The sequence below is a fragment of the Nocardioides ginsengisegetis genome, assembly GCF_014138045.1.
In the GTDB taxonomy this organism is placed as follows: domain Bacteria; phylum Actinomycetota; class Actinomycetes; order Propionibacteriales; family Nocardioidaceae; genus Nocardioides; species Nocardioides ginsengisegetis.
In genome coordinates this window covers 31,242-47,463 of sequence record NZ_JACGXA010000003.1, presented here as the reverse complement: position 1 = coordinate 47,463, position 16,222 = coordinate 31,242, and the positions used below count along the sequence as shown (strand labels likewise).

The window sequence follows — 16,222 nt, the reverse complement described above, 5'->3', positions numbered from 1 at the left end:
CCGCTTGTACGTCTCCCACCTCTCCCTGCACGACTTCCGCTCCTACGCCTCCGCCGACGTCGCGCTGGAGCCGGGCGTCACTGCGTTCATCGGGCGCAACGGGCAGGGCAAGACCAACCTGGTCGAGGCGATCGACTACCTCTCGCGGCTCACCTCCCACCGGGTGGCGACCGACGCACCCCTGATCCGGGCGGGTGCGGAGCAGGCGGTGGTGCGCGCGGCGGTGGTCCGGGACGGGCGGACGGCGACGCTCGAGATCGAGCTGAACCCGGGTCGGACCAACCGGGCCCGGATCAACAAGTCGCCGCTCCCCCGCGCCCGCGAGCTGCTCGGCCTGGTCCGCACCGTGGTCTTCTCGCCCGAGGACCTCACCCTGGTCAAGGGCGACCCGTCGGACCGGCGGCGCTTCCTCGACGACCTCCTGGTGCTGCGCACGCCCCGGCTGGCCGGGGTCCGCGCCGACTACGACCGGGTGCTGCGGCAGCGCAACACGCTGCTCAAGACGGCCGGTCACGCGCGTCGCGGGTCGTCCTCGCAGGAGGGGGCGCTCGCCACGCTCGGGGTGTGGGACGCCCACCTCGCCCGCACCGGCGCCGAGCTGCTCGCCGAGCGGATCGCGCTGGTCGACCAGCTGCGGCCCTACGTCGGCAAGGCCTACGAGACCGTGGCCCGGGGCGCCTCGCGCGATGACGCCGAGATCACCTACAAGCCGTCCTTCGAGCTGCCCCGCTCGGTGGTTGAGGAGGTTGCGCAGCAACCGTCTCGAAACCCCACGCAGGCCGAGTTGACCGAGGCCCTCCTCGAGGAGGTCGAACGCCGGCGCAGGGACGAGCTGGACCGCGGCGTGTCCCTGGTCGGCCCGCACCGCGACGAGCTGCTGCTCACGCTGGGCAACGGCCCCGGCGACTCGGGGACACGACTCCCGGTCAAGGGCTACGCCTCGCACGGGGAGTCCTGGTCCTTCGCCCTCGCCCTGCGCCTGGCCTCCTACGACCTGCTCCGCTCCGACGGCGACGACCCGATCCTGATCCTGGACGACGTCTTCGCCGAGCTGGACACCGAGCGGCGCGCGCAGCTGGCGGACCTGGTGGCGGGCGCCGAGCAGGTGCTCGTGACCGCGGCCGTCGCGGCCGATGTCCCGGCGGCGCTCGCGGGCGCCCGGTTCGAGGTCGCCGGTGGCCAGGTACGCCGCACCGACGGGGTCGGCTGATGGACGCGGAGCCGGAGGAGCCCGAGGGTGAGACCTTCGACGAGCCGGAGGCCCCGACCGTCGGGGAGCCCGAGCCCGCACCGCACCAGGACGACGGCCTCGACCTGGCCCGCGCGATGGCCCGCGGCGCCGCGCGCTCCACTCCCCCGGCCAAAGGGAAGAAGAAGCGCCGCGACCTGAGGACCCCGCGCGGCCGGGTGTCGGGGGCACACCCCGACGAGCGCGACCCCCAGCTGCTCGACGCCACGCTCGGTCGCCTCGTTGCCGACCACGGCTGGGGCCTGGACCTCCGGGTCCACGGCGTCTTCGGCCGGTGGGCCGAGCTGGTCGGCGACGAGGTGGCCGCCCACTGCACGCCGGAGTCCTTCGCCGATGGCAAGCTCGTGGTGCGCACCGACTCCACCGCGTGGGCGACCCAGCTGAAGCTGCTCGCACCGACCGTCGTACGCCGCCTCAACGAGGAGCTGGGGCACGGCACGGTGGCGTTGATCGAGGTGCTCGGCCCGCACCTGCCCACGTGGAAGAAGGGTCTCCGGTCCGCGCGCGACGGCCGGGGTCCGCGCGACACCTACGGCTGAGTCCCGGGCCCGATCGGAGCCCCTGGTTTCACATGAAACAGGAGGCCACGGGAGACGATCTGGGAGCCGCACGGACGTACGGGGACCCGTTCGCCCCCCTGTTCGGCGCTCGCAGCCGCCCTCACGAGCCCCTGAGGGGCCCTATTTCCACAGGATCCCCCCATTCTTCGGGGTCGAGACGTGGAATGCGGCGCTGTGGCCGGTATCATGGCGATCGGGTCGCAGGCTCCTCCACGCCGCGACCTTCTGTGTGTGACCAGATCTCCCAGCAGCCCGGCTCCGATGCCGTGCCGCCCAACGTGTATGAGGTGTGTGTGACCGACGAAGCCCCCGTCGACGTCCCGACCGAGCTCTCCGCGGAAGCACCGGCACCCCCCGCACTCCGGGGCACCGCCCCCGATGCAGGCGCGTCGTACGACGCCTCCGCGATCCAGGTCCTCGAGGGCCTCGAGGCCGTCCGCAAGCGTCCCGGCATGTACATCGGCTCGACCGGCGAGCGCGGCCTGCACCACCTGATCTGGGAGATCGTGGACAACGCGGTCGACGAGTCGCTGGCCGGCTACTGCGACCGCATCGTGGTGACCCTGCAGGCCGACGGCGCGATCCGCGTCGAGGACAACGGCCGCGGTATCCCGACCGACACCGCGCCCGGGCAGGAGATGCCGGCCGTCACGATGGCCCTCACGATGCTGCACGCCGGCGGCAAGTTCGGCGGCGGCGGCTACAAGGTCTCCGGTGGCCTCCACGGCGTCGGCGTCTCGGTGGTCAACGCACTGTCGAGCCACCTCATCGTCGAGGTGAAGAACCGCGGCCACCTGTGGCGCCAGAGCTTCACGATCGGTGTCCCCGACGGCGAGCTCGAGCAGGTCCGCGCGATGGAGCCCGGCGAGCGCACCGGCACCACGGTCATCTACTGGGCCTCGGAGGAGATCTTCGAGACCACGACCTACTCCTTCGAGACCATCACCACCCGCTTCCGCGAGTACGCCTTCCTCAACAAGGGCCTCGAGATCGTGGTCCGCGACGAGCGCCCGGCGGCCGACGAGCTGCTCGAGGCCGTCGCCGACGAGACGATCGCCAACGAGGTCGACCAGGCCGGCACCGACGCGATCCGCAAGAGCGAGGGCGGCGGCATCGAGCGCGTCTTCAAGTACGACCGCGGCCTCGTCGACTACGTCGAGCACCTCAACCGCCGCAAGCAGGTGGCCAACCCCTCGGTCATCGCCTTCGAGGCGGAGACGCCCGACTCGGTCGAGAACCACATGAGTCTCGAGGTGGCGATGCAGTGGAACACCTCGTTCACCGAGTCGGTCCACACCTTCGCCAACACCATCAACACCCACGAGGGCGGCACGCACGAGGAGGGCTTCCGTGCGGCGCTGACCTCCCTGGTCAACAACTGGGGCTTCGAGTGGGGCCTGATGAAGAAGCCCGAGGACCGCGTCTCGGGTGACGACATCCGCGAGGGCCTCACCGCGATCATCTCGGTCAAGCTCGGTGAGCCGCAGTTCGAGGGCCAGACCAAGACCAAGCTCGGCAACACCGAGGCCAAGGGCTTCGTGCAGCGGATCATGAACGACCAGCTCGGCGACTGGTTCGAGAAGAACCCCGCCGAGGGCCGCGACATCATCCGCAAGTCCCAGGCCGCGGCGCAGGCCCGGATCGCGGCCCGCAAGGCGCGCGACCTCGCCCGCAACCGCAAGGGCCTGCTCGGCGGCGGAGGCCTGCCCGGCAAGTTGTCGGACTGCCAGTCGACCAACCCCTCCGAGTGCGAGGTCTTCATCGTCGAGGGCGACTCCGCCGGTGGCTCGGCCCGCCAGGGCCGGGACCCGCGCGTCCAGGCGATCCTCCCGATCCGCGGCAAGATCCTCAACGTCGAGAAGGCCCGCATCGACAAGGTGCTGGCCAACACCGAGGTCCAGGCGATCATCTCCGCTCTCGGCACCGGCATCCACGAGGAGTTCAGCCTCGACAAGCTGCGCTACCACAAGGTCGTGCTGATGGCCGACGCCGACGTCGACGGCCACCACATCAACACCCTGCTGCTGACGCTGCTGTTCCGCTTCATGAAGCCGCTGATCGAGCACGGCTACGTCTACATGGCCCAGCCGCCGCTCTACCGCCTGCGCTGGAACAAGCCGGCCGAGCACGAGTTCGTCTACTCCGACGCCGAGCGCGACGCGCTCATGCGCGACGGCCTGGAGTCGGGCAAGAAGCTGCCCAAGGAGAACCCCGTCCAGCGCTACAAGGGTCTCGGTGAGATGAACGCCGAGGAGCTGTGGGACACCACCATGAACCCCGAGCAGCGGCTCATGCTCCAGGTGACCCTCGACGACGCCGCCCAGGCGGACGAGATCTTCTCGATCCTCATGGGCGAGGACGTCGAGCAGCGTCGTTCCTTCATCCAGCGCAACGCTAAGGACGTCCGATTCCTGGATATCTAGCAGGAGACACGATGCGCGCCCGCTCGCTGCGTTGTCGGCGCTCGACGACCCGCTTCGCTCGAAGGTCGCCTTCGCGCCTCCGCCTTGCGATCGGACGCACCTCGTGACTCCTGGCTTGCACCATATTGACGAATCTAAGACTTCCGTTAGACATGGCGAGAGAGACCAATCATGACTGAGACCCCGAGCAACCTGGGCACCGGCGGACCGGAAGGCCCCGGCCCCGGCGGGCGGATCGAGCCGATCGAGCTGCAGACCTCCATGCAGCGCGCCTACATCGACTACGCGATGGCGGTCATCGTCGGCCGGGCGCTCCCCGACGTACGCGACGGCCTCAAGCCCGTGCACCGCCGGGTGCTCTACGCGATGTACGACGGCGGCTACCGCCCCGACCGCGGCTTCTCCAAGTGCTCGCGCGTCGTCGGTGACGTCATGGGTCAGTACCACCCGCACGGCGACACCGCGATCTACGACACCCTGGTCCGCCTCGCGCAGCCCTGGGTGATGCGGGCGCCGCTGGTCCACGGCCAGGGCAACTTCGGCTCGCCGGGCAACGACTCCGCCGCGGCCATGCGGTACACCGAGTGCCGGATGGCGCCGCTGGCCCTGGAGATGGTCCGCGACATCCAGGAAGACACCGTCGACTTCCAGCCCAACTACGACGGCCGCTCCCAGGAGCCGACGGTGCTGCCGTCGCGCTACCCCAACCTGCTGGTCAACGGCTCGGCCGGCATCGCGGTCGGCATGGCCACCAACATCCCGCCGCACAACCTCCGCGAGATCGCCGAGGGCGCCACCTGGGCGCTGGAGCACCCCGACGCCACCCGCGAGGAGCTGCAGGACGCACTCATCGAGCGGGTCAAGGGCCCCGACTTCCCCAACGGTGCGCTGATCGTGGGCCGCCAGGGCATCGAGCAGGCCTACCGCACGGGCCGCGGCTCGGTCACCCAGCGCGCGGTCATCGAGATCGACGAGGACGCCAAGGGCCGGACCTGCCTGGTCATCTCCGAGCTGCCCTACATGGTCAACCCTGACAACCTGGCGCTGAAGATCGCCGAGCTCGCCGACTCCGGCAAGGTCCAGGGCATCTCCGACGTCCGCGACGACTCCTCGGGCCGCACCGGCCAGCGGCTCGTCGTGGTGCTCCGCCGCGACGCGGTGGCCCGCGTGGTGCTCAACAACCTGCTCAAGCACACCGAGCTGCAGACCAACTTCAGCGCCAACATGCTGGCCCTGGTCGACGGCGTGCCGCGCACGCTGACCATCGACCAGTTCATCTCCAACTGGGTCACCCACCAGATCGAGGTCATCCAGCGGCGTACCCGCTTCCGTCTCGCCGAGGCCGAGCGCCAGGCCCACGTCTACCGCGGCCTGGTCAAGGCGCTGGACGCCCTCGACGAGGTCATCGCGCTGATCCGCCGCTCGCCCGACGTCGAGGAGGCCCGCCAGGGCCTGATCGACCTGCTCGACATCGACGACGTGCAGGCCCGGGCGATCCTCGACATGCAGCTGCGTCGCCTCGCCGCCCTGGAGCGCCAGAAGATCATCGACGAGCTGGCCCGGCTCGAGGCCGTCATCGCCGACCTCAACGACATCCTCGCGAGCGAGTCCCGCCAGCGGCAGATCATCTCCGACGAGCTCGCCGAGATCGTGGAGAAGTACGGCAACGAGCGCCGCACGCAGATCATCGCGGCCGACGGCGACCTGTCGATGGAGGACCTCATCCCCGACGAGGACCTCGTCGTCTCCATCACCCGCGGCGGCTACGCCAAGCGCACCCGCGCCGACCAGTACCGCACCCAGAAGCGGGGCGGCAAGGGCGTCCGCGGCGCGACGCTGCGCGGCGACGACGTCGTCGAGCACTTCATCGCGACCTCCAACCACCACTGGCTGCTCTTCTTCACCACCGCCGGCCGGGTCTACCGCACGAAGGCCTACAACCTCCCGGAGGCGTCCCGCGACGCGAAGGGCGGCCACGTCGCCGGCCTGCTGAGCTTCCAGCCCGACGAGAACATCGCGCAGGTGCTGGCGATCCGCGACTACGAGCAGGCTCCCTACCTCGTGCTGGCCACCCGCAACGGCCTGGTCAAGAAGACCCGCCTCGGTGACTACAACAGCCCCCGCCAGGCCGGCGTCATCGCGATCAACTTCCGCGAGGACGACGACGAGCTGATCGGCGCCGAGCTGGTCAACTCCGAGGACCACATCCTGCTGGTCTCCCGCAAGGGCCAGGCGATCCGCTTCCCCGCCGACGACAGCCAGCTGCGGCCGATGGGCCGGGCCACCTCCGGCGTCTCGGGCATGAAGTTCCGCCAGGGCGACTCCCTGCTGTCGATGTCGGTGATCCGCGCCGAGCAGGTCGCCGCCGAGGAGGCGGCCGAGGCCAAGGCCGTGGAGGCCGGCGACTCGACGGCACCGGGAGAGCTCCCCGACGTCAAGGAGCAGTACGTCTTCACCATCACCGACGGCGGCTTCGCCAAGCGCACCCGGATCAGCGACTACCGCCTGCAGTCCCGCGGCGGCCTCGGCATCAAGGCGATGTCGCTGGCCAACGAGGACCGCGGCGGCCTGGTCGGCGCGTTCATCGTGGTCGAGGGCGACGAGATCCTCTCCATCACCCAGTCGGGCCAGGTCGTGCGCAGCCCCATCAACGACCAGTTCCGGGCGACCGGCCGGTCGACCATGGGCGTGAAGTTCGTGACGCCCAAGAAGGGTGACGCGGTCGCCGTCGTGGCCCGCTCGGTGGAGTCGAAGGAGGAGGACGAGCTCGAGGGCCTGACCGAGGGCGGGGTCGAGGGAGAGGTGGCCGAGGTGGCCGACGTCACCGTCGCTGGGTCGTCTGAGGTTGCCGCGGGTGCGACAATCGACGAGACCGACATCGACCAGACCGCGTCCGACACCGAGGTGTCCGACAGCGGGGAGAGCGAGAGCTGATGACGGAACGACCCGTCGAGCGGACCTCCACCCGCACCGGCCTCGACCGCCCGACCTCCGAGCAGCCGGCCAGCAAGCCACGTCCCATCCCGCCTGCTGCCCCGGCGGGGAACGCCACGACCCGCACGCCCCTGACCGAGCGCATCTCGGCCAAGCTGAGCAACGCGGCGGACGAGCACCGTGCCAACGCCAACCCGGACTCCAAGGTGGCCGTCAAGAAGGCCGCCCAGGGCTCCCGGCCACCGCGTCGCGCCCGGCTGCGGCTCTCCCGCATCGACCCGTGGTCGGTGATGAAGACGGCGTTCCTGCTCTCGGTCGCCTTCGGCGTGGTCACGATCGTCTCGGTCCTGATGGTCTGGTCGGTGCTCGGCGCGGCCGGCGTCTGGGACTCCATCAACAAGACCGTCCAAGACATCGTCGGCGGCCAGGACGCCTCGTCGTTCGACGTGCAGAACTACGTCGGCACCTCACGGGTGCTCGGCTTCACGATGCTCGTGGCGGTCATCGACGTGGTCCTGCTGACCGCGATCGCGACCCTCGGCGCGTTCCTCTACAACATGGCGGCGGCGCTCCTCGGCGGCATCGAGGTCACCCTGGCCGAGGACAGCTGAGGGGTCTCCCCGAGCACGGACGGCCCGTTTTGTCGGGCCGTCGAGGCGTGGGGTAACGTTCAGCCTCGGTCGCTCGTCGGCCACCCCCCCGGTGCACGTTGTCGTGTGTCGGAACGGGCCTATAGCTCAGACGGTTAGAGCGCTTCCCTGATAAGGAAGAGGTCACAGGTTCAAGTCCTGTTAGGCCCACCACTCCGGCTCCTCGAGCCCGTCGAGGCAGTCGTCCCGATGACCGCTTGCCCCGACCGCTTGGAGCCCCGCATGAAGAAGATCCTCCTGGTCCTGCTGGCCGCCGCCGGTGCCGTCTTCGCCAAGAAGAAGATGGACGAGGGTCGCGCCGAGCAGGCCCTCTGGGCCGAGGCCACCGACAACGTCGACAAGGCCTGACCACTCCGGGCTCGCGCCCGACACGGGGCCTTGGCGCAATTGGTAGCGCACCTGCTTTGCAAGCAGGGGGTTAGGGGTTCGAGTCCCCTAGGCTCCACCACCATCTCTCGTGCGGTTGTCGCCGCCATGTGCGGTGCCCTGCTGGCCGCCCTCGCGGGCTGCGGGGACGACGGGCCGCCGCCGCCCGACGTGGCACCGCCGCCCGCGCGGCTGTCCGGCACCCCGACGTACGACGCCGGGCTGGAGCCGGCCGAGGCGGTGCTGCCGCTGGTCCCGGCCACGGCGACGACCCTGACCGTGACGGACCTCGACGAGGTCCGGGTCCAGCTCGGCGTGCCGGACATGACCAGCGACGACCTCGTGACCGATCGCGAGCAGTTCTGGCAGCGGGCGGCGACCGAGGCGCCGCTCCTCACCGACGGGCTGCTGCGCCCGGACAACTCCGAGCTGATGCTCGACTACGGCTTCACCGAGGACGACGTCGACTGGGAGGCGCACTTCACCGGGGACCAGGGGGCCGGCTGGGTGCTCGCCTTCCGTCCCGACCTCGACATGGCGCCGGTCGCGAGCGCAGTCCGGGCCGGCGTCGGGGCATTGGCGGGCGGGCACGTGCAGGGCCATCTGGTGACCTTCGGCACCGCGACCGACGGGGCCGACAGCTGGGCCACCGACCCGGCGTTCGTGGGCCTCGTCGGCGCGCCCGCCGAGGCGACGTACGTGCACCGGGGCTGCCTCCCCTTCGCCGATGCGCTGGGGCCCGAGCCGACCGGCGAGGACCAGGACCGCGTCACGGCGCACTACGACGTCACCAACCTTGATCCGCTCGACGCGGTCGTCCTCGAGTTCGGCGACCACCTCGCGACCGTGCGGATGCCCGTCGACCGCCTCGACCTGTTCGACCGGCTGCACGTCGGCGACTGGTGGCCACGCGACGGCTCCCCGGCGTTCGAGGACGGCTTTCGGCAGGGCGTGGGCGACCCGGCGACCGGCCGGATCGGCTACGACGTGCCGCACCCGCCGCTCGCGGCCGAGCTGGCGCTCGGTGAGACCCTGCCCTTCGGGATCTGCAACAGCGTCGACCCGATCGCCGAGCCGACGGGACTCTAGGAGCCCGCGAGGGCGGCGTACTCGCTGGCGTCGTGCGCGGAGAAGATCGTGATCTCGCCGTGCGCGGCGTGCAGCTCGCGGAGCCGCTCCTGGTTGGCCTTGCGCTGCTTGTTGTCCACGGCCATCAGGGTCTGGAACGCGCGCAGCCCGACCGGCGGGGACGGGGGTGTCTCCTTCTCGCTGGTGTGGAAGTAGGAGTCGCCGGCGTGCAGCAGCCAGCCGCCGTCGGGGCGGCGGACGGCGACGCCGCAGTGCCCGCGGGTGTGCCCGTGCAGCGGCACCAGCACGACGTCCTCACCGAGGGCCGTGACCCCGCGGAAGCCGAACCAGTCGTCGCCCGCCTCGTCGTGGCGGGTCCACTGCGGGCCGTGCGCCCACTGGGCGCCGATGTAGCGCGCCTTCTCCCGCATCGTCGGGTGCAGGGCGGCGTCGAGCTCGGCGCCGAACACGTGGACCCGGGCGCCGGGGAAGTCCCCGAGGCCGCCGGCGTGGTCGAGGTCGAGGTGGGTGAGCGCGATGTCGGTGACGTCCTCGATGGCGTGCCCCAGGGCCCTGACCTGCGCCTGGGCGGTCTCGGCGAGGTTCAGCGCCGGGCGCAGGACGGCCGTGAAGGGCCGGCCCAGCCGGCGCGGGTCGGCGATGTCGCCGGTGCCGAAGCCGCTGTCGACGAGCAGCAGGCCGCCGGGTCGCTCGACGAGGAGGCAGTGGGCCACCATCTGCGCCGGGGAGACCCGGCCGCCGAAGGAGCCGTGCGGACGGAGGGTGGCGCAGTTGAGGTGATGGATGGTCACGGTGGTGATTACAGCCCCTCGGCGGCGTGCAGCGCGCGCACGGTCGGTGATGTCTGGACCTCCGACGGCTCGGGGTAGGTCCCGAAGAGCCGGTCAGCGGTGCCGGCCGTGGTCACGGTGAACCAGTAGTGCTCGTTCTTGTAGTGGTGCAGGCGGTGGTTGCGCCACACCGACCGGAACCACGCCGACTGCGGGCGGTAGTCGCTGTGCACGAGGTAGTGCGTCCACTCGTAGCCGAACTTCAGGCCGTAGACCGACACCAGGAGGGTGAGCCCCGCGGACAGCGAGGGCACCGCGAGCAGCGCGACGGCGACGTACGCCGGGAGCAGCCAGAGCAGCACCGGCCAGGGGATGAAGACGAGCGGGATCTGGCGCGGGTCGGCGTGGTGCTCGCGGTGCTTGCGGGCCAGGAGGGAGTCGATCGGGACGGGACCGACCTTGCGCGGGCGCCAGTGCAGGATGCCGACGTGGATCACCCACTCGATCACCGGGAACAGCGCGACGAGCGCGGCCGGGATCGCCAGCTCCCACCACGAGCCGCCGCCGACCAGGACCCGCGCCACGACGGAGCCGACGAGGAAGCTGCCGATCATGTAGGGCGAGGGGTGCCGCCAGAAGGACCCCCAGGCGCCCGCGAGCGACACGTTGGTCCGTCGCGAGCCAGTGATGCGGTCCTCGTCGACCGCCAGCCGCTGGGCGGCGAGGGCCTCGATCTCGGGGGATGCCTTGGTCATCAGTGCTCCTGGGAGGGGAGGTCGGCCAGCGCGTCGAGGGCGCTGATCAGGCTGGTGGTCGCCGGACGGAGCACGCGCTCCGCGGCGACCCGGGCGGTCTCGGGGTCCCCCTCCCCGATGGCGGCGGTGAGCAGCCGGTAGGCACCGACCTGACCCACCTCCTCGGCCATGAGCGGCGCGAGGGCCTCCAGCGCCGGCTCGTAGGCCGTGCGCAGGCTGTTGAACATCAGGCGGAACGTGATCGAGTCGGCGGCGTCGACGACCAGGTCCCAGAACGTCAGGGCGTGCAGCTGCCGCTCGACGTCGCCCGCGGGCCCGTCCTCGGCCGCGGCGAGCGCGTCGACCGCATCGGTGAGCTGGGCGGCCAGGGCCGGTCCCCCGCGCTCGGCGGCCAGCGCGGCGACGCCGGGGCCGACGACGAGCCGGGCCTCGAGGATGCTGCGCGCAACCTTGGCGTCGAGGTTGCCGCGGCGCACGAGCAGGGCCGGCAGCAGGTCGAGGCCGGCGAACTTCCGGTAGTCGCGCACGGTGGTGGCCCCGCCGTGGCGCACGTCGAGCAGCCGGGTCTGGGTCATCCGCTGCAGCGCCTCGCGGACGGCCGGGCGGGAGACCCCGAGCACCTCGGCCAGCCGGCGCTCGCTCGGCAGCGTCTCCCCGGCCTCGATCTCGCCGTCGACGACCTCGGCCAGGACCTGGTCGAAGACCTCGTCGGGCACCGATCGGCGGTTCACGGGCTGGAGTGGCATGCGTCGTAGGGTAGAACGTGTTCTGGCTGGTGGTCAAGTGGTCTGACCAGTTTGCCCGCGGGCCGGGTGGTGAGGCGCCGTTCGTAGGATGAAGGAGTGCCCACCCTGCTCGCCCCGCGCTACTGGGCGATGCACCTGCTGGCCCTGGTGCTCACCGCGGCGGCGGTCGGCCTCGGCGTCTGGCAGTACGACGCGTGGTCGGCGCGGCGGGCCGCCGAGGCCGCCGACCTGACCCGCGTCGAGCCGCTGCCGCTGCGCTCGGTGATCGGCCCGGACGACCCGTTCCCCGGCAACCGGGTGGGGCAGCCGGTGATCCTGGGCGGCCAGTGGGTGCCCGACGGCACGGTCTACGTGTCGGGCCGCGAGCACGACGGCCGCACGGGCTACTGGGTCGTGACCCCGCTCGCGATCGGCGCCGCGGATGCCTCGGCCATCCCGGTCGTGCGTGGCTGGGTAGCCGATCCCGCGGACGCACCCGCCGCCCCGACCGGCTACGGCGAGCTCGTCGGCTGGCTCCAGCCCCCGGAGGGCACCGGGCAGGGCGACACCGACCCGACCGACGACGTGCTGCCGCAGCTGCGGATCGCCGACGTGATCCAGCACGTCCACCAGGACCTCTACGGCGCCTACGCGGTCGTGGCGACCGAGGCCGCGCCCGGGAAGTGGCCGATCGGCGCGGCCGCGACCAACGACGGCACCGCCGGCCTCGAGCCGGCAACGCTGGAGCAGCTGCCGGACGCGAGCACCTTCACCGCCGTACGCAACCTGCTGTATGCCATCGAGTGGTGGTTCTTCGCGGGGTTCGCCCTCTTCGTGTGGGTCCGCTGGATGCGCGACGAGACGCAGGCCACCCGCGAGGGCACCGTGGAGGCGATCGTCGCGGGCGCCGCTGTGGACGGCCAGTAGGTTGGGCGCGTGAAGAAGCTGTTCAACGCCTACCGCGTGCTGGCCATCGTCGTCGGCGTCCTGCTCGCCTTCTGCGCCCTGGTGGCCATGCCCCTGAAGTACCTCGCCACCGAGGGCGGCAGCCTGCAGACCTTCGGCGAGAACGCCAGCATCCTGTGGGTCGCCCACGGCTGGGCGTTCATGATCTACGTCGTGGTCGCGTTCCTGCTGTCCCGCCGGGCCCGCTGGACCCCCGGCTTCACGATCGTCGCCCTGGTCGCCGGCCTGGTGCCGCTGCTGATCTTCTGGGTCGAGCACAAGGTGACCCAGCGGCTGCGGGCCGAGCACCCCGAGCTGGTCTCGGCAGGCTCGACCACCGGTAGCACGACCGGGGTCTGACCCGGTGACGACCGCGTTCGTGCTGGGCGGCGGTGGCGTCCTCGGCGCGGTCGAGGTCGGCATGCTGCGGGCCCTCTTCGAACGCGGCATCACCCCCGACCTGGTGCTCGGCACCAGCGTCGGCGCCCTCAACGGCGCGATGGTCGCCCGCGACCCCACGCTGGACTCCCTCGAGCGGCTCACCGAGCTGTGGCGTGGCGCGAGCGAGAACTCCCGCGAGGTGTACGGCGACCGCGCGCTGCGGACCGTCCGGCGCGCGGTGGCGACCGGCACCCACATCTACTCCGCCAAGCCGCTGAAGAAGCGGCTCGCCGAGGAGCTCGGCGAGATCACCTTCGAGGAGCTGCCGGTGCGGTTCCAGGTGTGCGCGGCCAGCATCGAGCGGGCCGCGGAGCACTGGTTCGAGACCGGCCGGGTCGTCGACGCCGTGGTCGCCAGCGCCGCCGTCCCCGGCCTGCTGCCGCCGGCGAAGGTCGGCGAGGAGCACTTCCTCGACGGCGGCATCGTCAACTCCGTGCCGCTCGGCCGCGCCGTCCAGCTCGGCGCCACCACCGTCTACGTCCTTCAGGTCGGCCGCATCGACCGGCCGCTGACCGTGCCGCGCCGGCCGTGGGAGGTGGCGCGGGTGTCCTTCGAGATCGCCCGGAGGCACCGCTTCGCCCGGGAGCTGGCCGAGCTGCCACCCGGGGTCGAGGCGCACGTGCTGCCCGCGCGCGGCACGTCCACCCGCGACGACACCCTCCTCGGCACCCGCGACTTCTCCACGGTCCTGCAGCGCATCGAGGAGACGTACGACGCCTCGGTGGCCTATCTGGACGGCCTGGACGCCCGGCCGTGATCTGGTTCCTGCGGCGGTGCGTCCTCGCCCCGGCGGTCGTCGTGCTGACGGTGCTGCTGTGGGTGACCTTCCCGCTGTGGCTGATCGCGGCGGCGGCGCTGTCGCCGCTCCTGCCGGGCCGGTGGCGGGCGTTGCGGCTGCTGTGGCTGCTGATCCTCTACCTGAGCTGCGAGGCGCTGATGCTCATGGTGCTCCTCGGGCTGTGGCTGGCCAGCGGGTTCGGCCGGCGGATCCGGACGCCGTACTTCGAGGGGATCCACTACGACCTGGTGCAGGGCCTGATGTGGGTGTTCTTCCGCGAGGCGCGGCGGGTGCTGCGGCTGCGGATCGAGACCGACGGCCTGGCGCCGGACGCGCACCCGGGCGTGCCGATCCTCGTCGCGTGCCGGCACGCGGGACCGGGCGACTCCTTCACGCTGATCCACGCGCTGATGCACTGGTACTCCCGCGAGCCGCGGGTCGTCCTCAAGGACACGCTCGGCTGGGACCCGATGATCGACGTGGTGCTGCACCGGATCCCGGCACGGTTCATCACGCCCAACCCCGGTCAGGGCGAGGACCTGGAGTCGCAGATCGCCGAGCTCGCCTCCGGCCTGGACGAGAACGACGCGTTCGTCATCTTCCCCGAGGGCGGCAATTTCACCCCGCACCGCCGGGAGCGGGCGATCGAGCGGCTCAACCAGCTCGGCATGCACCGGATGGCCCGGCGGGCCGAGGCGATGACCAACGTGCTGGCGCCGCGCCCGGGCGGCTTCATCGCCGCGCTGGACGCGGCACCCGACGCCGACGTGGTGCTGGTGGCCCACACCGGGCTCGACCACCTGCTCACCGTCGCCGACGTGTGGCGGGAGCTGCCGATGGACAAGGTGATCGTGATGCGCTGGTGGCAGGTGCCGCGCGCGGAGATCCCCGAGGGCCGCGAGGCGCGGATCGAGTGGCTCTTCGGGTGGTGGGAGCGGATCGACGCCTGGGTGGAGCAGAACCGGCCGGAGGATCTCTCCCCCGGCCGGCGCTGACCGTGCTGTCCGACCGTCAGGCCTTGTGGTTGCCCCCGTTGGCGGTGGGGGCGTCGTCGATGTCGACGACCTCGGCCGGGTCGTCCGGCGTCGTCACCGGGTGTGCTCCCTCGGCCTGGTCGGCGAGCGCCTCGTCGGGCGAGGAGCCGCCGGAGTCGTCGGAGTCGTCGGTCGAGGTCGCCGCGGGAGCGGGAGCCGGCGCGCTGGGACGCGGAGCCGGCGTCGGCACGTAGGACGACTGCCAGTTGTCGGCGGCCGGGTTGCCCTGGAGCTTCTTGGCGACCGCGCCGGCGATGGCCGCGAGACCACCGAGGAGCAGGACCTTCTTGAGCTTGCCGCCCTTCTTCTTCACCGGCTTGCCCTGGAGCTCGGCGACCTTGGCGGCGGCCAGGTCACGGCCCGCAGCGGCCTTCTCCGCGGCCAGGTTGGCGCCGACGGTGGCCTTCTCCGCGGCGTACGCCGCGCCGGAGGCGATGAGCGGGGCGGCCTTCTCACGGGCCTCGGCGACGTACGGCGCCGCCTTGTCGCGAGCGTCGGCGAGCGCGGGGCCGGCCTTGGCACGGGCGTCGGCGAGCGCCGGCCCCGCCTTGTCCCGGGCGTCGGCCAGCGCGGGGCCGGCCTTGGCACGGGCGTCCGCGATCACGGGAGCGGCCTTGTCCCGCGCCTCGTGGAGCAGCGGAAGTGCGGTGTGCTCGACGTAGTCCATGGCCTTGTCGACCGCGGACTCGATCTGGGGCCGCACGGCCTCGACGTACTCGCCGGCCTGGTCGAGGAGGGACTTCTTCTGGCGGAGACGCATCTCGTGGCACTTCCTCTCGTCTGGTTCTTCCATTCGATCATGCCCGCCCGCCCCGAACCAGACCCGGCTCAGGCTGGGCCCACGCTCGGCCCACGCTCGGCCCACGCTCGGCCCACGCTCGAACACCACTTGGCACGCGTGCGAGGATCGGGGACGCACGGACAGCATCGATCCACCCGTGCCGTACCCACCACACGTGAGAGGCAGTCATGGCTGACACCCAGGCCATCTTGAAGACCAACCGGGGCGACATCACGATCAACCTGTTCCCCGACCACGCCCCCGAGACGGTCGACAACTTCACCGGCCTTGCCGAGGGCACCAAGTCCTACGACGCCGGCAACGGCCGCACCGGCCCGTTCTACGACGGCCTCGGCTTCCACCGGGTCATCTCCGGCTTCATGATCCAGGGCGGGTGCCCGCTCGGCACCGGCACCGGCGGCCCGGGCTACACGTTCAAGGACGAGGTCAACTCCGGCCTGGTCTTCGACAAGCCCTACCTGCTCGCCATGGCCAACGCCGGCCCGGGCACCAACGGCTCGCAGTTCTTCATCACCGTCGGCGCCACCTCGTGGCTCAACGGCAAGCACACGATCTTCGGTGAGGTCGCCGACCAGGCCGGTCGCGACGTCGTCGACGCCATCGCCACCACCGCGACGGGCCCGGGCGACCGCCCGGTCGAGCCGGTCGTGATCGAGTCGGTCCAGGTCGTTCGCTGAACGAGCACCAGACTCCGGCGGTCG

At 71.5% G+C, this 16,222-nt stretch carries 16 protein-coding genes and 2 tRNA genes; 14 read left to right on the top strand and 4 right to left on the bottom strand.

Annotation, left to right across the window (positions count from 1 at the left end):
- The first annotated feature begins 4 nt into the window (after nt 1–4).
- The 9 genes from recF (at nt 5) to FB382_RS19750 (ending at nt 9,271) form a co-directional block, all read left to right on the top strand.
- Nucleotides 5–1,210 carry a DNA replication/repair protein RecF gene (gene recF, locus FB382_RS19785; protein WP_182541694.1) on the top strand — a complete coding sequence of 402 codons (1,206 nt, stop codon included), beginning with the start codon at nt 5–7 and terminating at the stop codon, nt 1,208–1,210.
- Nucleotides 1,210–1,788 carry a DciA family protein gene (locus tag FB382_RS19780; RefSeq protein WP_182541693.1) on the top strand — a complete coding sequence of 193 codons (579 nt, stop codon included), beginning with the start codon at nt 1,210–1,212 and terminating at the stop codon, nt 1,786–1,788. The genes recF and FB382_RS19780 overlap by 1 nt, the downstream gene beginning before the upstream one ends.
- Nucleotides 1,789–2,102: 314 nt before the next feature.
- Nucleotides 2,103–4,232 (top strand): DNA topoisomerase (ATP-hydrolyzing) subunit B, encoded by a 2,130-nt coding sequence (gyrB, locus tag FB382_RS19775; RefSeq protein WP_182541692.1) that lies wholly within the window; start codon nt 2,103–2,105, stop codon nt 4,230–4,232.
- Between the two features lie 261 nt (nt 4,233–4,493).
- Nucleotides 4,494–7,166 carry a DNA gyrase subunit A gene (gene gyrA, locus FB382_RS19770; protein ID WP_246378548.1) on the top strand — a complete coding sequence of 891 codons (2,673 nt, stop codon included), beginning with the start codon at nt 4,494–4,496 and terminating at the stop codon, nt 7,164–7,166.
- Entirely contained in the window at nt 7,166–7,777 is a 612-nt protein-coding gene (locus tag FB382_RS19765; protein ID WP_182541690.1) for a DUF3566 domain-containing protein, read from the top strand. The genes gyrA and FB382_RS19765 overlap by 1 nt, the downstream gene beginning before the upstream one ends.
- 115 nt (nt 7,778–7,892) lie before the next feature.
- A tRNA-Ile gene (locus tag FB382_RS19760) sits at nt 7,893–7,969 on the top strand.
- 69 nt (nt 7,970–8,038) lie between these two features.
- Complete coding sequence (locus tag FB382_RS21905; protein WP_220481937.1) at nt 8,039–8,164, top strand: DLW-39 family protein; 126 nt, start codon at nt 8,039–8,041, stop codon at nt 8,162–8,164.
- Between the two features lie 24 nt (nt 8,165–8,188).
- A tRNA-Ala gene (locus FB382_RS19755) sits at nt 8,189–8,264 on the top strand.
- Between the two features lie 26 nt (nt 8,265–8,290).
- Complete coding sequence (locus FB382_RS19750) at nt 8,291–9,271, top strand: hypothetical protein (protein ID WP_182541689.1); 981 nt, start codon at nt 8,291–8,293, stop codon at nt 9,269–9,271.
- On the opposite strand, the gene FB382_RS19745 is transcribed toward FB382_RS19750, so the two are convergent.
- The 3 genes from FB382_RS19745 to FB382_RS19735 are packed head-to-tail and all read right to left on the bottom strand — an operon-like array spanning nt 9,268 to nt 11,542.
- Nucleotides 9,268–10,062 carry an MBL fold metallo-hydrolase gene (locus tag FB382_RS19745; protein ID WP_182541688.1) on the bottom strand — a complete coding sequence of 265 codons (795 nt, stop codon included), beginning with the start codon at nt 10,060–10,062 and terminating at the stop codon, nt 9,268–9,270. The two genes, FB382_RS19750 and FB382_RS19745, sit on opposite strands and share 4 nt — an antisense overlap.
- A gap of 8 nt (nt 10,063–10,070) precedes the next feature.
- Nucleotides 10,071–10,796: a sterol desaturase family protein gene (locus FB382_RS19740; protein WP_182541687.1), complete on the bottom strand. Its 726-nt coding sequence runs from the start codon at nt 10,794–10,796 to the stop codon at nt 10,071–10,073.
- Nucleotides 10,796–11,542, bottom strand: a complete 747-nt coding sequence (locus FB382_RS19735) for a FadR/GntR family transcriptional regulator (protein ID WP_182541686.1) — start codon at nt 11,540–11,542, stop codon at nt 10,796–10,798. The genes FB382_RS19740 and FB382_RS19735 overlap by 1 nt, the downstream gene beginning before the upstream one ends.
- A gap of 96 nt (nt 11,543–11,638) precedes the next feature.
- Between FB382_RS19735 and FB382_RS19730 the strand changes: the two genes are divergently transcribed.
- The 4 genes from FB382_RS19730 to FB382_RS19715 are packed head-to-tail and all read left to right on the top strand — an operon-like array spanning nt 11,639 to nt 14,680.
- On the top strand, nt 11,639–12,448 hold the full coding sequence (locus tag FB382_RS19730) for an SURF1 family cytochrome oxidase biogenesis protein (RefSeq protein ID WP_182541685.1): 810 nt from the start codon (nt 11,639–11,641) through the stop codon (nt 12,446–12,448).
- Between the two features lie 9 nt (nt 12,449–12,457).
- Complete coding sequence (locus tag FB382_RS19725) at nt 12,458–12,826, top strand: DUF3817 domain-containing protein (RefSeq protein ID WP_182541684.1); 369 nt, start codon at nt 12,458–12,460, stop codon at nt 12,824–12,826.
- Nucleotides 12,827–12,830: 4 nt separating this feature from the next.
- A complete protein-coding gene (locus tag FB382_RS19720) occupies nt 12,831–13,664 on the top strand; it encodes a patatin-like phospholipase family protein (protein WP_182541683.1) in 834 nt (277 codons plus the stop codon).
- Complete coding sequence (locus FB382_RS19715; RefSeq protein WP_182541682.1) at nt 13,661–14,680, top strand: 1-acyl-sn-glycerol-3-phosphate acyltransferase; 1,020 nt, start codon at nt 13,661–13,663, stop codon at nt 14,678–14,680. The genes FB382_RS19720 and FB382_RS19715 overlap by 4 nt, the downstream gene beginning before the upstream one ends.
- Before the next feature lie 16 nt (nt 14,681–14,696).
- On the opposite strand, the gene FB382_RS19710 is transcribed toward FB382_RS19715, so the two are convergent.
- Complete coding sequence (locus tag FB382_RS19710; protein ID WP_182541681.1) at nt 14,697–15,479, bottom strand: hypothetical protein; 783 nt, start codon at nt 15,477–15,479, stop codon at nt 14,697–14,699.
- Between the two features lie 209 nt (nt 15,480–15,688).
- Here FB382_RS19710 and FB382_RS19705 point away from each other — a divergent pair, with 209 nt between their 5' ends.
- The gene (locus FB382_RS19705; protein ID WP_125037064.1) at nt 15,689–16,198 is read left to right on the top strand and encodes a peptidylprolyl isomerase; all 510 of its coding nucleotides are present in this window, start codon (nt 15,689–15,691) and stop codon (nt 16,196–16,198) included.
- Nucleotides 16,199–16,222: the final 24 nt, after the last annotated feature.